This window comes from Thermosyntropha tengcongensis (genome assembly GCF_055381335.1).
The window spans coordinates 1254015-1272954 of the sequence record NZ_AP042437.1; the positions used below are offsets into that span (position 1 = coordinate 1254015).

The following is an 18940-nucleotide window of genomic DNA, read 5'->3' on the forward strand; positions in this document are numbered from 1 at the left end:
TAGATTATTAATGAGGAGCAAAAAGCAGTACAGGGATGAATTAAAAGAACAAATCATTAAAGAATGTCAGGAAACAGGCAATGTAGCTATTGTAGCCCGGCGCTATAATATTTCATCCAACACTATTCATTCCTGGATTAAAAATATCGCAAAACCGGCTCTATGAAAACCTTACCCAGAGGCGAAAAGGATAGAAATAAAATCCTGGGAAAGCAGCTTCAACAAGTAAGCATTGAAAACGACAGGCTAAAAAGATTATTTGCTAAAGAATTAGAACTTGCTATTTTAAAAGAGTTGGCTAATACCAAAAACCCGAGGTGAAGGCAGAGTTAATACAGCCAGAAGGTGGATAGAAAAAGGATATAAAACCTGTAAAGTCCTTAACTCTGCCTAAATAACCTCATCCACCTATCATGCTTATATTATATAAAGAAAACTGAAAAAACAACTTCAGGTATAGGAACTAATCCCAAAAAAAGGGGACGTCAAAAACCGGGGTATTCTCTAAATAAGTCTGGTGAAAAAATAAGCGATGAAGAAATAAAAGAAAAAATAATCTTTATAATCTCCGGTGATGGTTTTCCCGGTGGATATAGAAAAATAAACGCAGTGCTAAGGAAACAATATGGAATAGTGATAAACCATAAGAAGACTTACAGGTTGAGCAGGGAGCCTGGCATTCTAAAACCCCAGAGAAAAATATATCCCAAAAAGCCAGGGAAGTTAGCCAGAAAGCAAGAGATTACTGGTTCTAATCAATTATGGGAAATAAATATAAAATACGGTTACTTACAGGAAGCCCAAAAATTTTTCTATCTGGTATCGATAATAGATGTTTTTGATCGCATGATTGTAGATTATCACCTGGAATTAAGCGCAACTGCTTCAGACGTCAGCCGTTTGTTTAAAAATGCCCTGGATAAAAGAGGTTTATTGCCGGGAAGCAATAGGCCGGTAATAAGGACTGGCAATGGGCCGCAGTTTATGGCAGCAAGCTTTGAAAAAACATGCCAGGAACTAAAGCTGATTCATGAGAGAATACCTTTAAAAACCCCTGATATAAATGCCCATATAGAAGCATTTCATTCTATTTTGGAAGAAGAATGCTGTGCCTGTAATGAATTTTTAAATTTCAGGGAAGCGTATGAAATTATCAGCCAGTATATAGAGTATTATAACAACCGGAGAATACATGGAAGCTTAGGATACCATACCCCTGCTGATTATTATGAACTTAACAGGGATAGAGACATTTCGATACAGGTTGCTTAATAGACTTATCCTTTCAGCAGGCCAATTTTATGTAATTTTTAAAGAGTATTAGATTTAGACAGATTTTTTACACTAATAAGGGGCCAAGGCGGTAGCTACATATTGTTGCAAATCTTTATCCCAATATTGACCGATAATATCAGTATGCACAATATGTTCTCGAGGATATTCTTGTCCTTTAATCCATTCTAATCTCCCTTTCCCCGCATACATATTAATCAATTTTTGAGCATCTACAATTAAAACACTAGGTCTCCATACTGTACCCGCCAGCCTTCGCACATATTCTTCATACTTTACAGTTCCTAATATATGTTCCAGCTGCTTTTAACTTTAAGAGTATAAGTCCTTTTCCAATATTATCCTTAAACTGTATAGTCCTTGGATTTTATGTCGCCTCTGCAGAACTTCTTTCCGGTATCAGATAACAGTCACACCCTTCATGTAGCGGCGGCTGCTTTTTATCTCCTTTCCCCCAAACCGTTACAAAAGGGGTATCAATATCCACTACCTTCCCGTTAAGCTGTCAGCATAGAGCACAACTGGTACCGCTTGCCGCCCATTGTTTAAATTCCTCTTAGGTAAGCTAAAAACGCGGCAGGTTTTCCCTTCACCTAGCCGGCCAGGGTATAGTTTCAATTTAGGTAGGCAAAAAACCCGCAGCAAACCTTAATGCGCCGGCCATGTTGTTGTAGAAGGTCAGGATTAGAGCGACACTAAAGCTCGTATTCACGCCCGCACTCCTTTCTCCCGGTCCTTCTCTGCCGTATAATGGAATTAAGGGGGTATCCTTATGTTTGAAATCACTCTCAAAGTCGTGTTGCTATGTATCCTCGGCTTTGTGATATTAGCAGGCCTGGCAATTATCTTTGGGATTTCCCTCGGTATTGGCTGGATAATGGGGTCAATGCTCAATGCATTTTGGCATATTCCCATGTGGCTGGGTATGAGTGCTATTACCATAATCGTTGCCGTGTCGATGATAGGCCCGCTTGTGGGTTGGTGGGAGGAAAAAGGCCGCCACAGCTGGGTACCAATACTGGCCGCGCTCTGGATGTCCGACCGGATGACCAAAGGGAAGGATTAGGATTGAATAGGGCCGCGCTCTCACTGCGGCCCTATTTGTTGTTTTCCTCCTTCTCGGGCTCCAGATCCGCAGAAAACGCCTCCCACAACGCCGCCTTGACCTCTTTATCCAGCTCCAGCCACTCGTCTAGCTTTATCGCTCCCGTTACCCGAGCTATTACGGCAAAGCAGTAGAGGTCAAGCTGTCCCGCAAAAAACGTGCGACTTCCATTGCTTTTTCCTGTGCTTCCTGACTGCCACCAAAGTTTCAATTCCTCTTAGGTAGGCTAAAAACAACGAACTGAAGAACCTGCTGATGCAGGCTCTTCAGGTTTCAATTCCTCTTAGGTAGGCTAAAAACTTTATACAACCTTCCTGTACCAGAACCACCAGCAGAATGTTTCAATTCCTCTTAGGTAGGCTAAAAACTAGGGGAAGAAACGGTTGACACCCCGTTTTAATTTTGTTTCAATTCCTCTTAGGTAGGCTAAAAACCGGAAGTTGGCGGTATTTCGTATTCGGGTCCTCCTCGGTTTCAATTCCTCTTAGGTAGGCTAAAAACACTAAAATCTAACAGGAAGGAAGAGATAAAGAAGAGTTTCAATTCCTCTTAGGTAGGCTAAAAACCGGATGCTCTGCGGGCGGCATCCGCGTACATTACAAGTTTCAATTCCTCTTAGGTAGGCTAAAAACTCTCCTGTCCCCCAGAGATCATAGGCCACGTCAAGGTTTCAATTCCTCTTAGGTAGGCTAAAAACCTGCCGCTGTTAGTGGTATCTTTCAGCTTTGGGGTTGTTTCAATTCCTCTTAGGTAGGCTAAAAACTATGGGGGGCTGGGGAGGAATATTCAGATAGAAAAAGTTTCAATTCCTCTTAGGTAGGCTAAAAACGTTTTCTTTCAGGACATAAAAAAGCAGCGCTACGAAGTTTCAATTCCTCTTAGGTAGGCTAAAAACCGGAAGTTGGCGGTATTTCGTATTCGGGTCCTCCTCGGTTTCAATTCCTCTTAGGTAGGCTAAAAACTAAAGAGGAAGATGATCATGATTTATTAAAATTAGGGTGTTTCAATTCCTCTTAGGTAGGCTAAAAACATATCAAAGAATTAGGTTTATATTGCGCTGATTATGGTTTCAATTCCTCTTAGGTAGGCTAAAAACATACACCGCGAAATTACCACGCAGACCTACCTGGATGTTTCAATTCCTCTTAGGTAGGCTAAAAACTGTATGTGACCTGAGAGGGGACGATTTTGGGGAGGCCAGTTTCAATTCCTCTTAGGTAGGCTAAAAACATGGGGAAGATGTCCAGAAGAAGACCAGCTTGGTAGGTTTCAATTCCTCTTAGGTAGGCTAAAAACAATGTAGAAATAGAAAGAATATCAAATTTATAGTCAGTTTCAATTCCTCTTAGGTAGGCTAAAAACCGGGCTTGGGGGGCATTATACCAATTGAAGTATTCGGTTTCAATTCCTCTTAGGTAGGCTAAAAACTTAAATTACAGCAAAACTGTTAAAACAGCTAACCCAAGTTTCAATTCCTCTTAGGTAGGCTAAAAACTGGTGTTTTATTGTGGTACTATACGTTGCGTTTATTTGTTTCAATTCCTCTTAGGTAGGCTAAAAACTGCTTGACACGGCGGAGGGGGGTGGTATATCATGAAGGGTTTCAATTCCTCTTAGGTAGGCTAAAAACCCGTGACGGAAACCACAAGACTTATGTTGATCCAAGTTTCAATTCCTCTTAGGTAGGCTAAAAACCTTACATCGTTGGCCCCGCGCTTATAGATTGGGCCCTGTTTCAATTCCTCTTAGGTAGGCTAAAAACAGAGTTATCAAGGAGTATGAAAGTTGTGAGCTATTGTTTCAATTCCTCTTAGGTAGGCCAAAAACTTTCACGAATACAGTCAGCGCATAGTGTTTTGCCATGGTTTCAATTCCTCTTAGGTAGGCTAAAAACGGAAAGGAGGTTCTGAACGATGACAGCCTGTGCTGAAAGTTTCAATTCCTCTTAGGTAGGCTAAAAACTATAAACTGCCTGGACAATTTCAACTCGACCATAGTGTTTCAATTCCTCTTAGGTAGGCTAAAAACCTTTTTCAGAACTTGCATTGCAAGCTCTGTTTTCAGTTTCAATTCCTCTTAGGTAGGCTAAAAACGGCTTTCTCCCCCGCTGATACCTGGTACAACCGTGAAGTTTCAATTCCTCTTAGGTAGGCTAAAAACTCGTTGCCAAACGTTCAACTATCTCGTGCTTGATAGTTTCAATTCCTCTTAGGTAGGCTAAAAACGTTTGAAGCCATCGAACTCGCCCAGGATGCTGGTCTAGGTTTCAATTCCTCTTAGGTAGGCTAAAAACGACGAAGATTTGAGCAGATTCCTGTCCGTTGTGGAGTTTCAATTCCTCTTAGGTAGGCTAAAAACTTCGTTTGACGCTATCTGCTCCTCAGCCGCAGGCAGGTTTCAATTCCTCTTAGGTAGGCTAAAAACTGGAAACGATTCCTTACCAAAAAGTTATAAACCTTGAAGTTTCAATTCCTCTTAGGTAGGCTAAAAACGAGTGAAAAAGCAAAATATACAATCTATATCAAAAAGTTTCAATTCCTCTTAGGTAGGCTAAAAACTGAGATGCATTAGAAGAATGAAGCGACCCCATGACGTTTCAATTCCTCTTAGGTAGGCTAAAAACTGAAGAACAGTAAAGCAAATGGAAGTGGGAGAGTATGTTTCAATTCCTCTTAGGTAGGCTAAAAACCGCCTTATCGTTTTTGGAATTATCAGCGAAGAACTTGGTTTCAATTCCTCTTAGGTAGGCTAAAAACTGGCTCATATGCATATACCACATGTGGTATTCATGAAAGTTTCAATTCCTCTTAGGTAGGCTAAAAACCGAAGGGGGAATCCTCAACACACCCGCTGTCATCTGGTTTCAATTCCTCTTAGGTAGGCTAAAAACAATTAAAAGGTACTCCCGCTTTTCCGGGAGTACCCTGTTTCAATTCCTCTTAGGTAGGCTAAAAACTGGCCGGCCTTGAACGAGCTAAAGCCAGCTACGACTGGGTTTCAATTCCTCTTAGGTAGGCTAAAAACGGCAGCCTCGGCTACGGCCAGAAACGCTATCCGCGAGTTTCAATTCCTCTTAGGTAGGCTAAAAACGTAGTTCGTGTTCTGCCAAAATAGTGCCAAACCTAGTTTCAATTCCTCTTAGGTAGGCTAAAAACAAATACGGGAACGGAGACGTATACGGAGACGATACGGGGTTTCAATTCCTCTTAGGTAGGCTAAAAACCGGTGGGGGGTGATATGATGAAGGCAAGCAGGCAGGGTTTCAATTCCTCTTAGGTAGGCTAAAAACTTTAAGCCGTCAAAAGAAGCGAAAAAAGATCTCGATGGTTTCAATTCCTCTTAGGTAGGCTAAAAACAGGAAAATGCTTGCCAAGCGCGGCGGGCTGTATCACAGTTTCAATTCCTCTTAGGTAGGCTAAAAACAGTGATGCCCTTCGCGTTATTACTGATGCCGTACAGAAGTTTCAATTCCTCTTAGGTAGGCTAAAAACGGTGAGCAGGAACATTTCCCTGCCTGCGGGAATGTTGTTTCAATTCCTCTTAGGTAGGCTAAAAACTAGGGGAGGCAGTGGGATAAAAGGGAGCACCGGGAGTTTCAATTCCTCTTAGGTAGGCTAAAAACGCGGAAGTTGGCGGTATTTCACGTTCGCGTCGTCCTCTGTTTCAATTCCTCTTAGGTAGGCTAAAAACTAGACTGCCGGAGGGCTGCACTACCCTCCCGGACGGTGTGTTTCAATTCCTCTTAGGTAGGCTAAAAACGAAAAGGGAGTTTCTGCTTGGGGATTACAAATCGGTGTTTCAATTCCTCTTAGGTAGGCTAAAAACCTTCTTCAGATGGCTTCAAGCCATCGAAAGAGGCGAAGTTTCAATTCCTCTTAGGTAGGCTAAAAACCCTGAGCGACGATGAGTACATCACCGTCGCTCAAGCGTTTCAATTCCTCTTAGGTAGGCTAAAAACAGAAAAGCTGGTGCTTTGCTCCACGGACTAAAGTTTGTTTCAATTCCTCTTAGGTAGGCTAAAAACGAAGGCGGCTTTGGCTACACCTTTACCCATAGAGGGTTTCAATTCCTCTTAGGTAGGCTAAAAACTGTCTGGATACGACAAAATATATATCGGTCAGCTTGAGTTTCAATTCCTCTTAGGTAGGCTAAAAACGACCTTGGCGGGATTGTCCCGAATATGTTTGATATTGTTTCAATTCCTCTTAGGTAGGCTAAAAACGGCTTCGTACCAAGTCTGGAGAACGGTCGTGGTTGCGGGTTTCAATTCCTCTTAGGTAGGCTAAAAACTGGTATTGTCGGTAAATCCGTTCGATATTTTACTGGGTTTCAATTCCTCTTAGGTAGGCTAAAAACTATAAAAAACGTAAAAACAGGGGAGTGATTGCATGGAAGTTTCAATTCCTCTTAGGTAGGCTAAAAACAAAATTCCGCCTGCATATATAGCGCGCGGAAAACTGTTTCAATTCCTCTTAGGTAGGCTAAAAACTAAAACAGTTTTTACGAAATGCTGAAAAGTGGTATAGTGTTTCAATTCCTCTTAGGTAGGCTAAAAACTCTGGTATCCGATTATTATGATGATACATCCTCATTAGTTTCAATTCCTCTTAGGTAGGCTAAAAACTAGGGGGTGGAGAGGAATGGGAAGAAGATTGGGGGATGTTTCAATTCCTCTTAGGTAGGCTAAAAACAAAACATTTATGAATTGGATGAGCATGGGAACAAGAGTTTCAATTCCTCTTAGGTAGGCTAAAAACGGTTTATATTGCGCTGATTATGTAGTTAGTTTGGATAGTTTCAATTCCTCTTAGGTAGGCTAAAAACTAACCGCTGTCATAATGGTATCCCTGTTGGCAAATTCGTGTTTCAATTCCTCTTAGGTAGGCTAAAAACTCAGTCCTTTATATGTAAAAACAAATATAAAATTTACGTTTCAATTCCTCTTAGGTAGGCTAAAAACAGTAATTTCAGACCCAATAGTATCTGCAAAATCAGGGTTTCAATTCCTCTTAGGTAGGCTAAAAACTCTGCATTTCTTGTAAAATTCTTCTGAGTATTTGTCGTTTCAATTCCTCTTAGGTAGGCTAAAAACCTTGTTTAAAAGGTTTTACTGTCCCGTCTGCGTTTTGTTTCAATTCCTCTTAGGTAGGCTAAAAACGAAATTTATGAAATTAGGAGGGACTTCTCCGAGCTGAGTTTCAATTCCTCTTAGGTAGGCTAAAAACCCTCCAGATGACATGCATCATCCTGAAGTTATAAAAGTTTCAATTCCTCTTAGGTAGGCTAAAAACCCACCACGTCCACTGGCGACGGCTGGCCAGGGCCAAGGTTTCAATTCCTCTTAGGTAGGCTAAAAACTTCTTTTGCCCGCCTTTACAAGAATGGCATATAATTGTTTCAATTCCTCTTAGGTAGGCTAAAAACCATGTAAACCTGGCGGTGGCGCTGAAGGTAGCCGAGTTTCAATTCCTCTTAGGTAGGCTAAAAACCTGCTTTTTACTTGGCTACTTTTTACTGTGATGAAATAGTTTCAATTCCTCTTAGGTAGGCTAAAAACTGGAGAAGGGAATTCCCTTCTCCATTGAAATATCCTGTTTCAATTCCTCTTAGGTAGGCTAAAAACCAAAGGCAGTACCATATTTGCCATCCATAGAACTGGTTTCAATTCCTCTTAGGTAGGCTAAAAACTGTACTGAAGACGTCCAAGCTGGACGTCTTCAGTACAGTTTCAATTCCTCTTAGGTAGGCTAAAAACCTTTTGACGGTTTGAAGCTGTCAGCGGGAGTGGCAGGTTTCAATTCCTCTTAGGTAGGCTAAAAACGGCAAGCCGGCCAGCCTATATAAGGAGGCTGGCTGAGGTTTCAATTCCTCTTAGGTAGGCTAAAAACTTAAAATAATGAGACATATCCTGAGGGTACTCCCGGTTTCAATTCCTCTTAGGTAGGCTAAAAACTAGGTTGTAAAAAATGAAAAGGAGGAATGATTATGCTGTTTCAATTCCTCTTAGGTAGGCTAAAAACAATGATGGGTCGTTTACCATGTTTATTAACTGTTCAGTTTCAATTCCTCTTAGGTAGGCTAAAAACCGTATACGCTTCCGTATATGTGTACCACATGGGGGGGTTTCAATTCCTCTTAGGTAGGCTAAAAACGCATGAACATGAAAAAGAGTTTCAGGGAATTGGCTGTTTCAATTCCTCTTAGGTAGGCTAAAAACCCTTCTTGTACGCTGGTCATGTTTCCGTACAAGCTCGTTTCAATTCCTCTTAGGTAGGCTAAAAACCCTTAAGCTCCTTTTACAATTTTCACAAAAGCCTCTGGTTTCAATTCCTCTTAGGTAGGATAAAAACTGGAACGCTGGCCGGGGGCGGCGGGAAGCCAGCCGGTTTCAATTCCTCTTAGGTAGGCTAAAAACAGAAAAATGGTCTTGGGAAAAATTTATGGTTTCCCCCGTTTCAATTCCTCTTAGGTAGGCTAAAAACCCTGCTGGGGCGCAGACTCCTGCCCCTGGCTTTTCAAGTTTCAATTCCTCTTAGGTAGGCTAAAAACAAAAAGCTTTTGGGTAAGCCGTTGATAGAGGTTGAGGTTTCAATTCCTCTTAGGTAGGCTAAAAACGAAGTTTGTGGCTTCGGCAGTAATTTCATTGAAAAACAGTTTCAATTCCTCTTAGGTAGGCTAAAAACGCCTTTTGGGAAGCCAACCTACCTATGTCTTCTCTTTGTTTCAATTCCTCTTAGGTAGGCTAAAAACTCGGTATCGCCAATGCTCACGTCACCAGTGCCCCCATGTTTCAATTCCTCTTAGGTAGGCTAAAAACGAAAACGGGAAAAGAATTCCGAGGGTAGACACTTTAGTTTCAATTCCTCTTAGGTAGGCTAAAAACCCGCCCCTCAAACCAATAACGCTTCTTCTGACGGTTTGTTTCAATTCCTCTTAGGTAGGCTAAAAACAGGCAAGCAGGCAGGCAAGCCATCCTGCCTGTGAAAGTTTCAATTCCTCTTAGGTAGGCTAAAAACCGGTGGAATCGGCGGTGGAAGCATGGGCGGCAGGGGAAGTTTCAATTCCTCTTAGGTAGGCTAAAAACTAGTGACGTATTTATTAAATTAAGGAGGTATTTAAAGTTTCAATTCCTCTTAGGTAGGCTAAAAACACGACACCTGCATTTTTGGAAATAAAAGTTAATGAGGTTTCAATTCCTCTTAGGTAGGCTAAAAACAACGCGTATAAAGGCAAACTATGTCACCTCCTTACCGTTTCAATTCCTCTTAGGTAGGCTAAAAACCATATGAGGGATAAAAACGGGATAAAATTTACCATCGGTTTCAATTCCTCTTAGGTAGGCTAAAAACTTGTAGAGCTGCAAAGCCTCCCGGTTCAGGCCGTGAGTTTCAATTCCTCTTAGGTAGGCTAAAAACCCCTTCACTCGCGGGTTGGCGTGCTCACGGAGGTCGGCGTTTCAATTCCTCTTAGGTAGGCTAAAAACCAAAAGAGCGGCCAGGAAGTTGAGGCCGCTCTGAGTAAGTTTCAATTCCTCTTAGGTAGGCTAAAAACGAATGCGCTACTTGCTATCACAGGGCATAGAAATTTGTGTTTCAATTCCTCTTAGGTAGGCTAAAAACTATTTCCTGGGTACTGCCGACCAATGATAGCGGCAGTAGTTTCAATTCCTCTTAGGTAGGCTAAAAACGAGTGCCCGCTTTTAAGGAGAGATGGATATGACAAAGTTTCAATTCCTCTTAGGTAGGCTAAAAACCTCTGAACACCTGGCCAGGAGTGCCCGATTCTTCGGTTTCAATTCCTCTTAGGTAGGCTAAAAACGCGAAAGACATGCCGAAGCGGAAGCACTTGCCGAAGTTTCAATTCCTCTTAGGTAGGCTAAAAACTTATGTTATGTCCCTCGAAAAAAGAAATGATGAGGGGTTTCAATTCCTCTTAGGTAGGCTAAAAACGTTGCAATTCTCGCAGAAGCTGGTCCGCCATATCGCGTTTCAATTCCTCTTAGGTAGGCTAAAAACGATATATTCCTCACTGGGCGGCACATTCATTTCTTGTTTCAATTCCTCTTAGGTAGGCTAAAAACGAATTGTTATGCGACCTTTTTCGTGTATCTCTACATAGTTTCAATTCCTCTTAGGTAGGCTAAAAACCCTAGGGGAAAGAGGGTATTTTTATTAGAATATCCTGGTTTCAATTCCTCTTAGGTAGGCTAAAAACGAGTTTTCAAAGCCCAATTCCTCTATACCAAACTCTTTGTTTCAATTCCTCTTAGGTAGGCTAAAAACGCAGAAATGTTACAATACGTATTTCTGCTAACCCGGGTTTCAATTCCTCTTAGGTAGGCTAAAAACATACTATGAGTATTAAGAAGGATATCGTTAAATTGCTGGGTTTCAATTCCTCTTAGGTAGGCTAAAAACCTGCTTGTCCTCATCATACTACCTCCCTTCTCCTTTGTGTTTCAATTCCTCTTAGGTAGGCTAAAAACTGCCAAAAAGAGCAAAATATCAAAAATTTGAAATAGGTTTCAATTCCTCTTAGGTAGGCTAAAAACCAATTTATCGTTGCCTTCGCCTGCATTGTCGCCTTTAGTTTCAATTCCTCTTAGGTAGGCTAAAAACGGAAGGGGGCTATAAGTGAGATATTGGAGGAGGCATGTTTCAATTCCTCTTAGGTAGGCTAAAAACTGTATCGGCAGCCTTTGCTCATCCACGGGAAATATTGTTTCAATTCCTCTTAGGTAGGCTAAAAACTTTCAAAGGTGGTATCAACTTATCGACATCTGTAGTGGTTTCAATTCCTCTTAGGTAGGCTAAAAACTTATGATGATTGGGGGATGGAGGACAGCAGTGATTAGTTTCAATTCCTCTTAGGTAGGCTAAAAACGATGATTACAATAGTGCATTTAACAAGAATAGTGGGGGTTTCAATTCCTCTTAGGTAGGCTAAAAACTCAATAATTTTGAAATTTATCTTGTAGAAGATTTTAGTTTCAATTCCTCTTAGGTAGGCTAAAAACACGAAGGCGCAAAGAAGCGCCTTAAAAAGAGCCTGAGTTTCAATTCCTCTTAGGTAGGCTAAAAACATTTCAAGGCTCGCCATCTGGTCTTGGCGAACCAGGTTTCAATTCCTCTTAGGTAGGCTAAAAACTGATGTTCACTCTATTGTGGGGAATTTCAATCCCCAGTTTCAATTCCTCTTAGGTAGGCTAAAAACTAAAAAGGAGGAGGCAATATGAAAGCTATTGCCGTGTTTCAATTCCTCTTAGGTAGGCTAAAAACCGAAAACTTCCTGGGCTTCTTTGTATACCTCGCCTTTGTTTCAATTCCTCTTAGGTAGGCTAAAAACGGATTTTCTGAACATAGGCAATGCATGGCCGCCGCCGGTTTCAATTCCTCTTAGGTAGGCTAAAAACCTTGCGAACCCTGAACCAGTGGAGGAGGTTATCCCTTGGTTTCAATTCCTCTTAGGTAGGCTAAAAACGACATTCATGTTGAGAATTTAGCTATGGTATTGTCAGGTTTCAATTCCTCTTAGGTAGGCTAAAAACGCAAGCCATAGCTTTGAAAACGAATCGTGCTATTGGGGTTTCAATTCCTCTTAGGTAGGCTAAAAACCAAGAAATAATCTTGCAAGATATAGCAGATATTCCGGGTTTCAATTCCTCTTAGGTAGGCTAAAAACATTAATGTATCTTATGTGCCGGGTAATCTTTCTCTGGGTTTCAATTCCTCTTAGGTAGGCTAAAAACTGATGAGGACAAGCAGGCAGGCAGGTTATCAAGCCCGGTTTCAATTCCTCTTAGGTAGGCTAAAAACTTAGTTACTTCGAAAAGATCGGCGGCCATTAGCCGGTTTCAATTCCTCTTAGGTAGGCTAAAAACCCGGGTCATATTTCTCCATGCGGCCGATATAATCCAGTTTCAATTCCTCTTAGGTAGGCTAAAAACTTATAGTGATTGGGTAAATAAGGAAAGTGAGAGAGAGTTTCAATTCCTCTTAGGTAGGCTAAAAACCTGCTATGCTTACGATGGAGTTTATGCATATGCACCGTAGTTTCAATTCCTCTTAGGTAGGCTAAAAACCCATTTCGCTACATCTCTAATCTCTTCGCTTCCCTGAGTTTCAATTCCTCTTAGGTAGGCTAAAAACTTACAAAATGTACCTTGCTGACAATATGGACAAGATGTTTCAATTCCTCTTAGGTAGGCTAAAAACCCGCAAAACAAGCAAAGGCGAAGATATGCGAGGAATGTTTCAATTCCTCTTAGGTAGGCTAAAAACGAAAAAAGCGGTGGGCACAGACTTTGTGCCGGGACAAGCAGTTTCAATTCCTCTTAGGTAGGCTAAAAACAGATTCAGAATGTGGAGGCAGAGAAGCAGTTGGATGGTTTCAATTCCTCTTAGGTAGGCTAAAAACCTGGGTTCATCGCAAGCAATGCCAATATGTTCAATGGTTTCAATTCCTCTTAGGTAGGCTAAAAACCTCTTGGGAAAGCGGGGAAAGTCACCCGCGGGCAAGCTGTTTCAATTCCTCTTAGGTAGGCTAAAAACTCGAAGGGCGCCATGACAGCGTATTCAAAGATTGGATGTTTCAATTCCTCTTAGGTAGGCTAAAAACACATATTGGATACGACTGCCGCTGTATCGATGTGTCGTTTCAATTCCTCTTAGGTAGGCTAAAAACAAGAACTACCCCACTACATAAGGCTATGTCTTGCCAGTTTCAATTCCTCTTAGGTAGGCTAAAAACCCAAGAGCCAAGGAGAGGCTCCTGGAAGGTTATTTGTTTCAATTCCTCTTAGGTAGGCTAAAAACTTATATCGTCTGTTATTGTCCTAGCGCCCTCATAATGTTTCAATTCCTCTTAGGTAGGCTAAAAACGAACACAGCGTGTTATGACCCAATAAAGACAATGGCGTTTCAATTCCTCTTAGGTAGGCTAAAAACATTGGGGCGCGCTATCGCAGAAGCAGTTGGAAAGCAGTTTCAATTCCTCTTAGGTAGGCTAAAAACCGACCGCACGCTCGTCGTCATACATGACGACGACGCGTTTCAATTCCTCTTAGGTAGGCTAAAAACCTCAATTGAGCGGCGGCGTTCCATCTTAATTTTTTAGTTTCAATTCCTCTTAGGTAGGCTAAAAACTTTTTTGCCCACTGGCGGTATTATCGGGTATGTCGATTGTTTCAATTCCTCTTAGGTAGGCTAAAAACTGGGTACAACGCGTAGGGTCGGCCCCCAGCCCGGGTTTCAATTCCTCTTAGGTAGGCTAAAAACGGGGAAGCGTCTTGCCAAGTGCAGAATGGAGGTGGAGGTTTCAATTCCTCTTAGGTAGGCTAAAAACAGAGGGATATAGAGATAGAGGAGTTTTTAGAGGGTTGTTTCAATTCCTCTTAGGTAGGCTAAAAACTGCAGTTTTTCTGAAAAATCATCCGTTCGCAAGCGCGAGTTTCAATTCCTCTTAGGTAGGCTAAAAACTGATATGGTTTGTCAGTATATTTTCATCTGTCGGCAGTTTCAATTCCTCTTAGGTAGGCTAAAAACCTGGAAGGCATATCATCAGGCTTGCCCGGGCTGGAGTTTCAATTCCTCTTAGGTAGGCTAAAAACGAAGCAGGTTGTGGAGGAATGTTTCTGGAAGCCAAGTTTCAATTCCTCTTAGGTAGGCTAAAAACTTTGAAGTCGTTATCCCTTCCCACTCAGCTATCTTCAAGTTTCAATTCCTCTTAGGTAGGCTAAAAACGATATTTGGGGATCTGAGGATGAGGTGCTAGAAAAAGTTTCAATTCCTCTTAGGTAGGCTAAAAACCCTTGCGGCAACGGCGAACATGGCTTTGCCCTACCAGGGTTTCAATTCCTCTTAGGTAGGCTAAAAACTTTCATCTATGAATATGTCCCTACATATGTTCCCACGTTTCAATTCCTCTTAGGTAGGCTAAAAACCCCTATATCCAATGAAAGTACATACCCATTCCTATATCTGTTTCAATTCCTCTTAGGTAGGCTAAAAACTTATAATGCGTCTTGTCTAATTTGAGTTCCATCCTTCGTTTCAATTCCTCTTAGGTAGGCTAAAAACGCGGATGCTGTATCGAAGTCTACAAATATGGTATCCCGTTTCAATTCCTCTTAGGTAGGCTAAAAACCAATTAAACACCCCATAAAATCAAGCCTTTACTTTAGATATAACATATTTATTTTTGGCTTAATTTTAATTATAAAATCCTTCAATGTCAAGAATTTCAGGCAAATAAAATTGTCGTCGACCTCCTGGGTTTTTTGCATTATTGGAGGTCGACGACAAAACTGGCTGGCCTTAATTTAAAGTTGTGTTTTTATTCCTAAATTATAAAAAGCGCTCCTCTCCCCCTTTTTGCACTCCCATAATCTCACGCTGATAATATTTGGTAGTGCGGAACATATAAAATATTATGGAATCATGTTCTTCATCTATAACCCTTTCCAATTCATATTTAAGTTTGCGCAGATTACTTTCAGTTATTTCCCCTTCTAGGACAGAATTTTGTACCCAGTACAAATATTTCCGGGAAATTTTAAGTACTTTGCCTACTCTTTTTTCTCCTACATCATAAACCATTATAACAAACATCTCTGCTCCACTTCCTACCAGCGCGAGACAAAGGGTTCATATTCTTTTTCGCCCATCAGGTGTTTTTCCAGCTTATAAAGCTCCAGCCTTATAAGTCTTCTATAGGAAACTTCTCTTCCCAGTTCCCTGTGTTTAATGGTGGTCTTTATTTTATCTTCCCATTCCTGCAAAAACAGCTTGCGGCCGTTGTCATTAAGCAAGATACCATCCAGTTTACTCTCAAAATGGGAGGCTTTGAGCATATTGCGCCCCAGCAAGCTGAAGATAAGCCTGTCTACCAGTATCGGCTTAAAAATTTCTGCTATATCAAGATTAAGGGTAAATCTTCGAAAATTGGTAGTATGCAAATATCCTATGCGGGGGTCAAGATGGGTTTTGTAAATTTCGCTTAAAACTGCGGTATAAAGTATAGTATTGCCAAAACTGATAAGGGCATTTATCCTATCCCTGGGAGGCCTGCGGTTTCGGCCGTTAAATGTAAAGTCAGGTTTGTCAATTATCATGTTAAAAGCTTCGTAGTAAGTTTCTCTTATATTCCCTTCTATAGCCATCAGTTCTTCAGTTGTAATACATCTGTCAATACTTCCTTCCAGCTCTTTTATATGCTCTATTGTACTATTCAAATCTTTCCCCCGGTTTTGATAATACCTTAGAACAGCCAGCATATTGTAAACTGCTCCCCGTACAAATTCCCTGGCTAGTTTTATCCTTTTTTCGGCATCCAGATAAAATTCAGCCTGCTTTAAAATCATGTATCCAGAGTTAAGATGTTCCCGGGGATAATAACTTCCTGTATAATATCCATAATTATTGAAAAAGTGCAATATTATTTCCTTCTGGGCTACAAACTCCAAAAATCGCTTATTAAGGGTTACTTCCCCAAATATATAAATTTCCTTTAAATCTTCAACTGGCAGATATTTTTTCCCTTCTTCGGTTTCAAAATAGACTGTATTGTCTTTGCGTTTAAATTCCCCATCATTAAACACATAAACAGTCTTTTTCATATAACCACCTGCTTTTCCCTTAAGCCCAGCAGAACTCCGCATAAGCACATTTAATGCAATACCTGCTTTTTTCCGGAGGGGGTGGCAGGGCATCAGATACAATCCTTTCTATCTGTTTAACTGCCTCTTTTAGTTCTTTTTCGCTTTCGTCATCCAGGATAAATTCTATTTTTTTCTTTTCCTCCGGAATCAAAAGTTCCCCTTTGGCTTCTATCCCCATTTCCTTAAGCTGCCACAGGTAAAAAAGCAGCTGTTTTCCAGCACTTTCTATGAAGCGGGAAGATTTTTTTATTTCCCCTACCACCAGATTTTCCCCTTCTCTTCTCATCACATCAAATTTTCCAGTACTTATATCCACCTCTTTCTTTTCCCTTGCATAGCTTATTTCCCCTATAAGCCTCCCTATCCTTATATTCTCATCATCCTGGTCCGGCTCCAGGCCGTGCGCCAGCAGCCAGACCTGCCTTTTGCAGATATAATAATACCATATAAGGGTTCCAGTTACATAAAAATCCATTTTCATCCCTTCTTTGTTTATCAGAAAAATATGGTTTCATCTTCTTTATCCCTTATAAATCCAGTTTTTTCATCATAATAGTCCTTAACCCCTTCCGGAGGAAGAGAAAAGAAACAGCCATCTCCCAGTTGCCTTTTTTCAAAATATGTATGATATTTAGCCGGCATGGAGATAGTATACCTTGCTAAAATAGACGCAATTTTGATATACCTGTCTGCCTTGCTCCTGGGATCCTTTATTTTTATTACTTCAAAGAAATCCTGGTAAGCCTTTTCTACTTCCTCATTCATCCTGAACAAAACATCAATATAGCCTGGATTATTCTTGATAAGGGAAAAACTGGCTATGCCACCTTTCTTCATGTCAAAATCCTTGATAGCGTCAATCAAATCATGGGAAGCCTGGCTGCTCTTGTTTTCTTTAAGCAAAAGATAATAATTTTCAATTATAGCCAGATAATCACTTTCTTCTACTTCTTCATACCCTTCCAGAACCTTTTCGGTTAAATTAAGGTTAGTCTTTCCATAAACCCTGTAAGCATAACGATTTCCGCTAGCATCCATAAGATTGCACAAATAAACTGTCCCTCTTTTCCCGTCATGCCGCATTCCTGAACGGTTGCATCTTCCGGCACACTGGATAACAGAGTCAAGAGGGGCAAAATCCCTAATAACTACATCAAAATCTAAATCTACCCCTGCTTCCACCACCTGGGTGGAAACCAGGATTAGCTTTTCCCCTTTTTTCATCCTTTCTCTGATTTCTTCTATCCTCTCTGCCCGGTGCACAGGAACCAGGTTGGTGGATAAATAAAATAAAGGCTTGTCAATATTTTGCTCCCTTAAAAATCTTTCAATCTCCCGGTAAGCTTCCAGGGAAGAATTTATGGTATTAAGCACCAGGAGGCATGATAAATCAGAGCTTAATAAACTTTCGAATTTATTCACCATGTCATGTATAGACATCTTTTCACGGGCTATTTTTATAACCGTACGGTTAAAATGCCTGTAATACCGCGGATAATCAGGCAGAAGCTCAACTGATGGCAAGCTTTCTTCACCTGTAAATAAAAAAGGCCTGGTAGCAGTCATCAGTATAACCCTGGCATCATAATACTGGCAAAGAATATTAAGTACATATTCTATCAGCCGGTAATATTCAAAATCCAGGGCCTGTATTTCATCAATAAGTATAATAGCCTTTCTCAGTCTGTGCAGTTTTTTAAGCATCCGGTTGCGATGGCTTATAATACTTTCAAAAAACTGGACAAAAGTAGTAACTACTATACCAGCTGGCCAATTCTCAACAAGAAGCTTCAAATCGGCAGAACTGTAATCTTCTTCATCCTTCATTTCACCAGCATCTTTTACTCCATCACCGCTTAAGTGATGGTGTTTTAATAAATAAGAAATATCTTCTTTTCCTGACGATGTATTAGCCAGCATTTTTTCAATAACCTCATAATTCTGGTCAATAATGGAGGTAAAAGGCAAGATATAGATTATTTGCCGATTTTCGCCCAAAAACCTGTTAAGGGCAGCGGCCGCGCAAAAACCGGTCAGGGTTTTTCCGGAACCAGTAGGGCTGGTTATAGTAAAAATCTTGCCTTTATCCCAGTTTTTTTCAAGATTATGCTGCACTTTATTAAAAATCTCCGCTCTAATCTGGTTTATATCACTATATAGATCACTTGAAACTAAAAACTTTTCCCTCGCCTCAAGCCATTCCTCATATCCTACAAATGCTGGCTCTATGCAGGAAATATCCGCTGCGCTCAGCTTATCTGCCGCAATAAGAGAAGAATATACAAACTGGTGCAAAAAATAACTTTCATCATTCTTCCATCTATTTCTCAGCCTGAAATTATGGTTTATTTTTAAAAGCGATTTCAGGCAATACTCCGGGGAACAGCGGTAAACAAAATCATCGAGTACATCTTCAGGTATAATCCCGGCACATTCCTTTTTTATATATTCAAGGTTGTTTTTTATATCATCTGCTTGTTTGCGAAACTGCTCCAGCTTTGTTTTTATATTTTCCCCCATCTGAGATGGGCTGTGGGGCAATATATCGTCATAAGGGCTCAGGTTTCCATGATGATGGTAAATAGAGCTGTAAACAACAAGGGGGAAGAATGAATCATCCCCCCATTTTTTGAATGCCCAGAAGGCTCCAAAAAGAGCAGATATAAAGCCATGATGATGAAGATTATTATTTTTCTCCTTTTTTAAGAGATACTTTTGGAAATAGGTCGTAAATTTGCCAAAATCATGACTTAAAGCAGCAATTTCTATAATCTCCCGGTATTTTTCCGGGCCATATGCCAGAGCTAAGTCCCGCACCTCACACAAATGCTGAACCAGTTTTTTATCAGGATGAGAAAAAAATTCCACCACTTTCACCTTCCTGG

General features: G+C 40.8%; 8 protein-coding genes and 1 CRISPR repeat array. Of the genes, 3 read left to right on the forward strand and 5 right to left on the reverse strand.

Translation table 11 applies throughout. The annotated features are described in order from the left end of the window. Positions 1-10: 10 nt before the first annotated feature. The gene (locus ACZ42E_RS06000) at positions 11-166 is read left to right on the forward strand and encodes a transposase (RefSeq protein WP_464891452.1); all 156 of its coding nucleotides are present in this window, start codon (positions 11-13) and stop codon (positions 164-166) included. A gap of 290 nt (positions 167-456) precedes the next feature. Further along, positions 457-1272: an IS3 family transposase gene (locus ACZ42E_RS06005; protein ID WP_464893493.1), complete on the forward strand. Its 816-nt coding sequence runs from the start codon at positions 457-459 to the stop codon at positions 1270-1272. Positions 1273-1344: 72 nt separating this feature from the next. On the opposite strand, the gene ACZ42E_RS06010 is transcribed toward ACZ42E_RS06005, so the two are convergent. Next, positions 1345-1593 (reverse strand): polymorphic toxin type 50 domain-containing protein, encoded by a 249-nt coding sequence (locus ACZ42E_RS06010; RefSeq protein ID WP_464893494.1) that lies wholly within the window; start codon positions 1591-1593, stop codon positions 1345-1347. Positions 1594-2065: 472 nt separating this feature from the next. Between ACZ42E_RS06010 and ACZ42E_RS06015 the strand changes: the two genes are divergently transcribed. Continuing rightward, a complete protein-coding gene (locus tag ACZ42E_RS06015) occupies positions 2066-2359 on the forward strand; it encodes a hypothetical protein (RefSeq protein ID WP_464891453.1) in 294 nt (97 codons plus the stop codon). Between the two features lie 243 nt (positions 2360-2602). Beyond that, positions 2603-14542: direct repeats of the CRISPR family, unit length 30 nt; unit sequence GTTTCAATTCCTCTTAGGTAGGCTAAAAAC. 200 nt (positions 14543-14742) lie between these two features. On the opposite strand, the gene cas2 is transcribed toward ACZ42E_RS06015, so the two are convergent. The 4 genes from cas2 to cas3 are packed head-to-tail and all read right to left on the reverse strand — an operon-like array spanning position 14743 to position 18926. After that, positions 14743-15006 carry a CRISPR-associated endonuclease Cas2 gene (gene cas2, locus ACZ42E_RS06020; protein WP_464891454.1) on the reverse strand — a complete coding sequence of 88 codons (264 nt, stop codon included), beginning with the start codon at positions 15004-15006 and terminating at the stop codon, positions 14743-14745. A gap of 14 nt (positions 15007-15020) precedes the next feature. Further along, complete coding sequence (cas1b, locus tag ACZ42E_RS06025; RefSeq protein WP_464891455.1) at positions 15021-16013, reverse strand: type I-B CRISPR-associated endonuclease Cas1b; 993 nt, start codon at positions 16011-16013, stop codon at positions 15021-15023. A 19-nt stretch (positions 16014-16032) separates the two neighbouring features. Continuing rightward, a complete protein-coding gene (gene cas4, locus ACZ42E_RS06030) occupies positions 16033-16530 on the reverse strand; it encodes a CRISPR-associated protein Cas4 (protein ID WP_464891456.1) in 498 nt (165 codons plus the stop codon). A gap of 20 nt (positions 16531-16550) precedes the next feature. Then, positions 16551-18926, reverse strand: coding sequence for a CRISPR-associated helicase Cas3' (gene cas3, locus ACZ42E_RS06035; protein WP_464891457.1), 2376 nt, complete (start codon positions 18924-18926; stop codon positions 16551-16553). Positions 18927-18940: the final 14 nt, after the last annotated feature.